A 6,309-nucleotide genomic window follows, 5' to 3' on the forward strand; every position below is an offset into this window, starting at 1 on the left:
GCGATGCGGGGCACTGTTTCACGTGAAACAGTGCCCCGCATGCTGTCCGTCGTGCGGCTGCCCTGAAGCGTCAGAGCCGCGTGACGTCCAGCCCGCCCTCGGCGTACTGCCTGCGCAGCACCTTCTTGTCGAACTTGCCCACACTCGTCTTGGGCACCGACTCGATCACCGTCCATCGCTCGGGAAGCTGCCACTTGGCCACCCCGCCCTCCTCGGCCAAGTAGGTCCGGAGGGTGGCGAAGTCGGCGGTGGAGCCCTCCTTCAGCACGACCGTGGCGAGCGGCCGCTCGCCCCACTTGTCGTCCGGTACGGCGACGACGGCGGCCTCGGCGACGTCCGGGTGGGCCATCAGGGCGTTCTCCAGCTCGACGGACGAGATCCATTCGCCGCCCGACTTGATGACGTCCTTGGCCCGGTCGGTGAGGGTCAGATAGCCGTCGGCACTGATGGTGCCCACGTCACCGGTCTTGAGCCAGCCGTCCTCGCTGAACTTGTCGGCCGGGCGCAGCGCCTCGGCGCCTTCTCCGCCGTAGTACGCGCCCGCGATCCATGAGCCACGTACTTCCAGCTCGCCCGCCGACTCGCCGTCCCAGGGCAGCCGTTCGCCGCCGGGGCCGGTGAGTCGCGCCTCCACACCGGCGGGGAAGCGGCCCTGTGTGAGCCGGTACGCGAACTCCTCCTCGCTGCCCACGGCGTGGGCGGGCGGCCGGGCGACCGTGCCGAGCGGGGAGGTCTCGGTCATGCCCCAGGCGTGGCACACCCGCATGCCGAGCTTGTCGAACGCCTCCATCAGCGAGGGCGGACAGGCCGAGCCGCCGATGGTGACCTGGGTGAGCGAGCTGACGTCCCGGGAGTGGGCGCCCAGCTCGGCGAGCAGCCCCTGCCAGATGGTCGGGACGGCTGCCGCGTGCGTGGGCCGCTCCTGCTCGATCATCTGGGCGAGCGGCGCGGGCTGCAGGAACCGGTCCGGCATCAGCATGTTCACGCCGGTCATGAAGGTGGCGTGCGGCAGGCCCCAGGCGTTGACGTGGAACTGGGGCACCACGACGAGGGTGGTGTCCTGGTCGGTGAGGCCCATGGACTCGGTCATGTTGACCTGCATGGAGTGCAGGTAGATCGAGCGGTGGGAGTAGACGACGCCCTTGGGGTCGCCGGTGGTGCCGGACGTGTAGCACATGGCCGCGGCCGACCGCTCGTCCAGCTCCGGCCACTCGTACGTGGTCGGCTTGCCGTCGAGGAGCTCCTCGTACTCGTGCACCCGCGCTCTCGCCCCGTCGAGCAGCGCCCGGTCGCCCGGTCCCGAGACGACGACGTGCTCGACCGTTCCCAGGTGGGGGAGCAGGGGCGCGAGGAGGGGGAGCAGCGAGCCGTCGACGAGGACGACCCGGTCGGCGGCGTGGTGGGTGATCCACACGAGCTGCTCGGCGGGCAGGCGCAGGTTCAGTGTGTGCAGCACGGCGCCCATGGAGGGGATGGCGAAGTACGCCTCGACGTGCTCGGCGTTGTTCCACATGAGGGTGGCGACCCGGTCGTCCCCCTCGACCCCCAGGTCCTCCCGCAGGGCGTGCGCCAGTTGTGCGGCCCGGGCGCCGATCTCGGCGTAGGAGCGGCGGGCCGGCTCGCCGTCACCGGTCCATGTGGTCACCTGTGACGTGCCGTGGATGGACGACCCGTGGGTCAGGATCTTGGAGATCAGCAGCGGTACGTCCTGCATGGTGCTCAGCACGGCGTCCTCCCGGGGCGACTCTGCCTACGCGGTGGTAAGGGGTGCGCTGATTCTGCGCACATACCGCTTGGTATGTCACTAGTTACCGAGATGATCGATCAGCGGGAGTCCACGCCGAGGTCCATGTCGGAGAAGCCTCGCCCCGCGTGCGCGTCAGCACGGGGCTCCTAGCGCACGGGCCCGAGCTCGGGGTCCTCCCTCAGCTTGCCCAGCGCACGGGACACCGCCGATTTCACCGTGCCGACCGACACTCCGAGCACCTCGGCCGTCTGCACCTCGCTCAGGTCCTCGTAGTACCTGAGGACGACCATCGCCCGCTGCCGGACCGGCAGCCGCATGATCGCCCGCCACATCGCGTCGTGCAGCGCCTGTTGCTCGGCGGGGTCCCCGGCCGGCACGGTCTCCGGCTCGGGCAGTTCGTCGCAGGCGAACTCGTCCACCCGGCGCTTGCGCCACTGGGAGGTCCGCGTGTTCAGCAGGGCGCGGCGCACATAACCGTCGAGGGCCCGGTGGTCCTCGATCCGCTCCCAGGCGACGTACGTCTTGGTGAGGGCCGTCTGCAGCAGGTCCTCCGCGTCGCTCGGGTTCGCGGTCAGCGACCGGGCGGTACGCAGCAGCACCGGCTGGCGGGCCTTCACGTACGACGAGAACGACGGGTACGCAAGGGTCTGCCGCCCTGCCGTCGCGGCGTTCGAAGCGCTGGTGCAGACGGGTGTGGTCATGGCTCCACGCTATGAGCGACGCCTGTCCGGCGGATCGGCCGCAGGTCGCGAAGGCGAGTCCCCCTCAGGTTGTAGGCGGGGTTTCGATGCCACCTCCTGAAGGTGGACGAGCGCCCCCCAGACGCTGAGGGTGAGACCCTCAGGGGCACCCTCGGTCCACCGACGGTTGCGCGACGGCGCCGGACCCGCCGCCGCACACCCGTGCCCACCCCATGGAACCCACGACTCACCCCTTACGGGCTCTCACCGGGCCTCATGGGGCTCCCCGGCCACCGGGCCACCGCCGCCGGAACTCAAGGTCGATGGTGGTGATGGTGCTGCGGTTCCCCACTCGGGGCGAGGTTGACGACGACATTGCCCTTCGACTGGTCGATGAACGTGAGCTTCGACTCCTTGAACTGGGTGGTGAAGTTCTGGTTCGAGGCACCGCATCCCACCGCCTGCTGCAGCACCGTGGAGAAGTTGCCGTCGTTGTGCATGCCGACCGCGCCGACGGCGTCGGCCACGCCCACGTTCGCCCCGTTCTTCCCGTCGTGCGCGGGGGCACCGTCTCCCGCCACGGCGACTCCCGAGAAGAGGGCGGCGGCGAGGGGCAGAGCCGCTACCGCGGCGAGGGCACGGGCCGTACGGATGCTTGCCATGGTGATCCTCCAGCTTGCGTACGCGCCGACCCGAGGGACGGCGCCTGCGTGAAGTGCACGTACTGTCACGGCGGTTGGCCCACCACCGCGGAGACCAGCTCGACGTCGCGCCTTCAGAATCACCTACCGATTTACACCGAACCACCCTTCGATGGCGCATTCGCACTGAAGTGTGACATCCATGTCGATAAACCCCTCCCGCCCCGCCAACCCCAGCTCTCAGCACTCGTCAACACCTGCCGCCGGACTCACACCCGGGCGCCACACCAGGCGAATCGTTCCGGCCCGGCGCACGCCCCGAGCGCCGCGCCACCCGGACGGCCGAACCACCCCCGACACACCCCTTCCCATACTCGAACACGCGTACGAAAATGAGGCCATGGCCACCTCCGATCGGCAGGCCACGACCCTGGCGCTGGCCCACGCCCTGTCCGCGGCAGAACGCGGACTGGCGGTGCTTCCGCTGTCCCCGACGAAGCTCCCGGCCCTGCGCTCCCCGCACCGCGACGATCCGGCACCCGCCCCGTGCCACGGCGAGTGCGGGCGCTTCGGACACGGCGTGTACGACGCTTCCACCGACCCGCAGCGCATCAGGGCACTGTTCGCCGCCGCTCGCCGCGCGACCGGTTACGGCATCGCCTGCGGTCTGCCTCCGCACCACCTGATCGGCGTCGACCTCGACACCAAGTCCGGTACGGACGCGTCGGCGGCCCTGCGCGAACTGGCGCTGCGCCACCTCTTCACGATCCCCGACACCGTCGTCGTCCTGACGCCCAGCGGCGGCCGTCACCTCTGGCTGACCGGACCACCGGACGTGGCCGTCCCCAACTCGGCGGGCCGCCTGGCCCCGGGCATCGACATCAGGGGCGCCGGCGGCTACCTGGTCGGCCCCGGCTCACGCACCGACCACGGCATCTACAGCACCGCGCCGGGCACGTCCCACCTCGCGCCCGCTGCCTGCCCGCCCGCGCTCCTGCGCCTGCTGCTGCCTCCCCCGCGTACGCGCCCCGCCCACGCACCGCCCGGGGGCCACCACGGCCAGGGCCTCGTCCAGTTCGTCCTCGCCGCGCACGAGGGCCAGCGCAACACCCGCCTGTTCTGGGCCGCCTGCCGCGCCCACGAGAACGGCATCGGCCCCGAACTCACCCCCGCCCTCGTCGACGCCGCCGTCCGCACCGGCCTGACGGAACGCGAGGCCCGCGCGACGATCGCCTCGGCCGCGCGGATGACGCGACAGCAGCCCTGAGCAGCCGCACCAGCCCGAGGCTAGGTGGGGTCCTTGTCGAGCACCAACATGATGTGCTCATGCTCTCCATGCCGGACCGTCTCGGTACGCCGGAAGCCGTGCTTCTCTAGCAGGCGGACCGAACCGGTGTTCCCGACAAAGGGATCGGCATGCAGGGGACGGGCCTGCTCCCGCTCCAGGAACAGCGCCAGCGCCCGAGTACCGATTCCCCGCCCCCAGTGCTGCCTGCCGAGCCAGTACCCGATGAAGCGCCGCCCCTCGTCCCACCAGGCCACCGCATTACCCGCCAGCTCCCCATCGACAGTAATGGCCTGCACGAAGACAGTAGGGTCTCCAAGAACCTTCGTCGCCCAGTGAGTCATGAAGGCTTCCCGTTCCCGCGGCGGGAACTTCGACCGCTGCACGGCCTCAGGATCATGCTCCTGTGCGAAGAACTCCTCCAGATCAGCCGGTACAACGTCCCTTAAACGCACCTGATCACTCATGCCACCGGAGTCTGCCACCAGCCACTGACACTCTCCGAAGGCCGATGGCTTCCGACCTGTCGTAGGAACAGCCGTGCCCCAACCGTGCCCGATCGGGCGGGGAACACCGGGGAACGACGGGCGCTCACGGACAGCACGCAGCACGACGGCCCCTGACCGTCGTACCTGGTCAGGGGCCGTCAACCTGCGCGGTGGGTGTGGGATTTGAACCCACGGTGACTCGCGCCACGACGGTTTTCAAGACCGTTCCCTTAGGCCGCTCGGGCAACCCACCCCGCGCGCCCCGCGATCGTGGGGCGCGCGGGACAAGACTAACCGTTAGCTGTCGCCCTCGCGCTGGCCCAGGGTCACCTCGGCCGTTCGGGTGTTGCCGTCACGGGTGTAGGTGAGGGTCACCTTGTCGCCGGGCTCGTGGGTCCAGATCGCGCCGATGAGGGTGGGGCCGCTGTCGATCGGGGTGTCGTCGAGCTTGGTGATGACGTCGCCCGGCCGCAGGCCCGCCTTGTCGGCGGGGCCGCCCGGGGTGATCGAGTCCGCGCCGCCTTCGACGAGCTTGGCGCCGCCTGTGCCTTCCTCCAGGGAGACCGAGGCACCGATCACGGGGTAGACCGGCTGGCCCGTCCTGATCAGCTGCTGGGCGACGTTCTTCGCCTGGTTGATCGGGATCGCGAAGCCCAGGCCGATCGAGCCGGCCTGACCGGCGCCGCCGAGGCCGTTGCTCGCGGACTGGATCGCGGAGTTGATGCCGATCACGTTGCCCTGCGCGTCCAGGAGCGGCCCGCCGGAGTTGCCCGGGTTGATCGAGGCGTCCGTCTGCAGGGCGCTCATGTACGAGGCCTTGCTGCTGGAACTGCCGTCGCTGGAGGCCACGGGGCGGTTCTTGGCGCTGATGATGCCCGTGGTCACCGTGTTCGACAGACCGAAGGGGGCTCCGATCGCGATGGTCGAGTCGCCGACGGCCACCTCGTCGGAGTTGCCGAGGGTCAGCGGCTGCAGGTCCGACGTGGCCTTCTCCAGCTTGATGACCGCCACGTCGTAACCCTGGGCGTTGCCGACGACCTCGGCGTCGTACTTCTCACCGTCGGGGAAGGTGGCCGTGACCTTGCCGCCGTCGACGGCGCCCGCCACCACGTGGTTGTTGGTGACGATGTGGCCCTGCTTGTCGAAGACGAAGCCGGTGCCGGTGCCGCCCTCGCCGCTGCTGCTCGCGGCCTCGATGGTGACCGTGCTGGGCAACGCCTTGGCGGCCACGGCCGCGACCGTGCCGGAGTCGCGCTCGAGGTCGCCGCCGCTCTCGGAGGCGGAGACGGTGGTGGAGCCGCCGGCACCGTCGTTGCGTTCGGCCAGGGTGTAGCCGATGCCGCCGCCGACACCGCCCGCGACGAGGGCGGCCACGAGCACCGCGGCGAGGAGACCTCCGCGCTTGCGGCCCGGCTTGGGGGCGGGCTGCTGGTCGGCGGCGCCCCAGCCCGTGCCCGTGCCCGCGCCG

6 protein-coding genes and 1 tRNA gene are annotated in these 6,309 nt (G+C 70.4%); 1 reads left to right on the plus strand and 6 read right to left on the minus strand.

Annotated features, from left to right (window positions below; translation table 11 throughout):
* Window positions 1-70: 70 nt before the first annotated feature.
* From UW392_RS28035 to UW392_RS28045, 3 genes are all read right to left on the minus strand, one after another.
* Window positions 71-1,714, minus strand: a complete 1,644-nt coding sequence (locus UW392_RS28035) for a long-chain fatty acid--CoA ligase (protein ID WP_320777921.1) — start codon at window positions 1,712-1,714, stop codon at window positions 71-73.
* 179 nt (window positions 1,715-1,893) lie between these two features.
* A complete protein-coding gene (locus UW392_RS28040) occupies window positions 1,894-2,448 on the minus strand; it encodes a SigE family RNA polymerase sigma factor (protein ID WP_320777911.1) in 555 nt (184 codons plus the stop codon).
* Between the two features lie 293 nt (window positions 2,449-2,741).
* Window positions 2,742-3,089, minus strand: a complete 348-nt coding sequence (locus UW392_RS28045; protein WP_320777912.1) for a hypothetical protein — start codon at window positions 3,087-3,089, stop codon at window positions 2,742-2,744.
* A gap of 379 nt (window positions 3,090-3,468) precedes the next feature.
* Between UW392_RS28045 and UW392_RS28050 the strand changes: the two genes are divergently transcribed.
* A complete protein-coding gene (locus tag UW392_RS28050; RefSeq protein WP_320777913.1) occupies window positions 3,469-4,335 on the plus strand; it encodes a bifunctional DNA primase/polymerase in 867 nt (288 codons plus the stop codon).
* 20 nt (window positions 4,336-4,355) lie between these two features.
* Here the strand turns inward: UW392_RS28050 and UW392_RS28055 are convergent, their stop codons facing one another.
* From UW392_RS28055 to UW392_RS28065, 3 genes are all read right to left on the minus strand, one after another.
* On the minus strand, window positions 4,356-4,820 hold the full coding sequence (locus UW392_RS28055) for a GNAT family protein (protein ID WP_320777914.1): 465 nt from the start codon (window positions 4,818-4,820) through the stop codon (window positions 4,356-4,358).
* Between the two features lie 189 nt (window positions 4,821-5,009).
* Window positions 5,010-5,094: transfer RNA gene (locus UW392_RS28060), tRNA-Ser, on the minus strand.
* A gap of 44 nt (window positions 5,095-5,138) precedes the next feature.
* A partial coding sequence (locus tag UW392_RS28065) for a S1C family serine protease (protein WP_320777915.1) occupies window positions 5,139-6,309 on the minus strand: 1,171 nt, incomplete at its 5' end.

The organism is Streptomyces sp. CRN 30 (genome assembly GCF_034105845.1).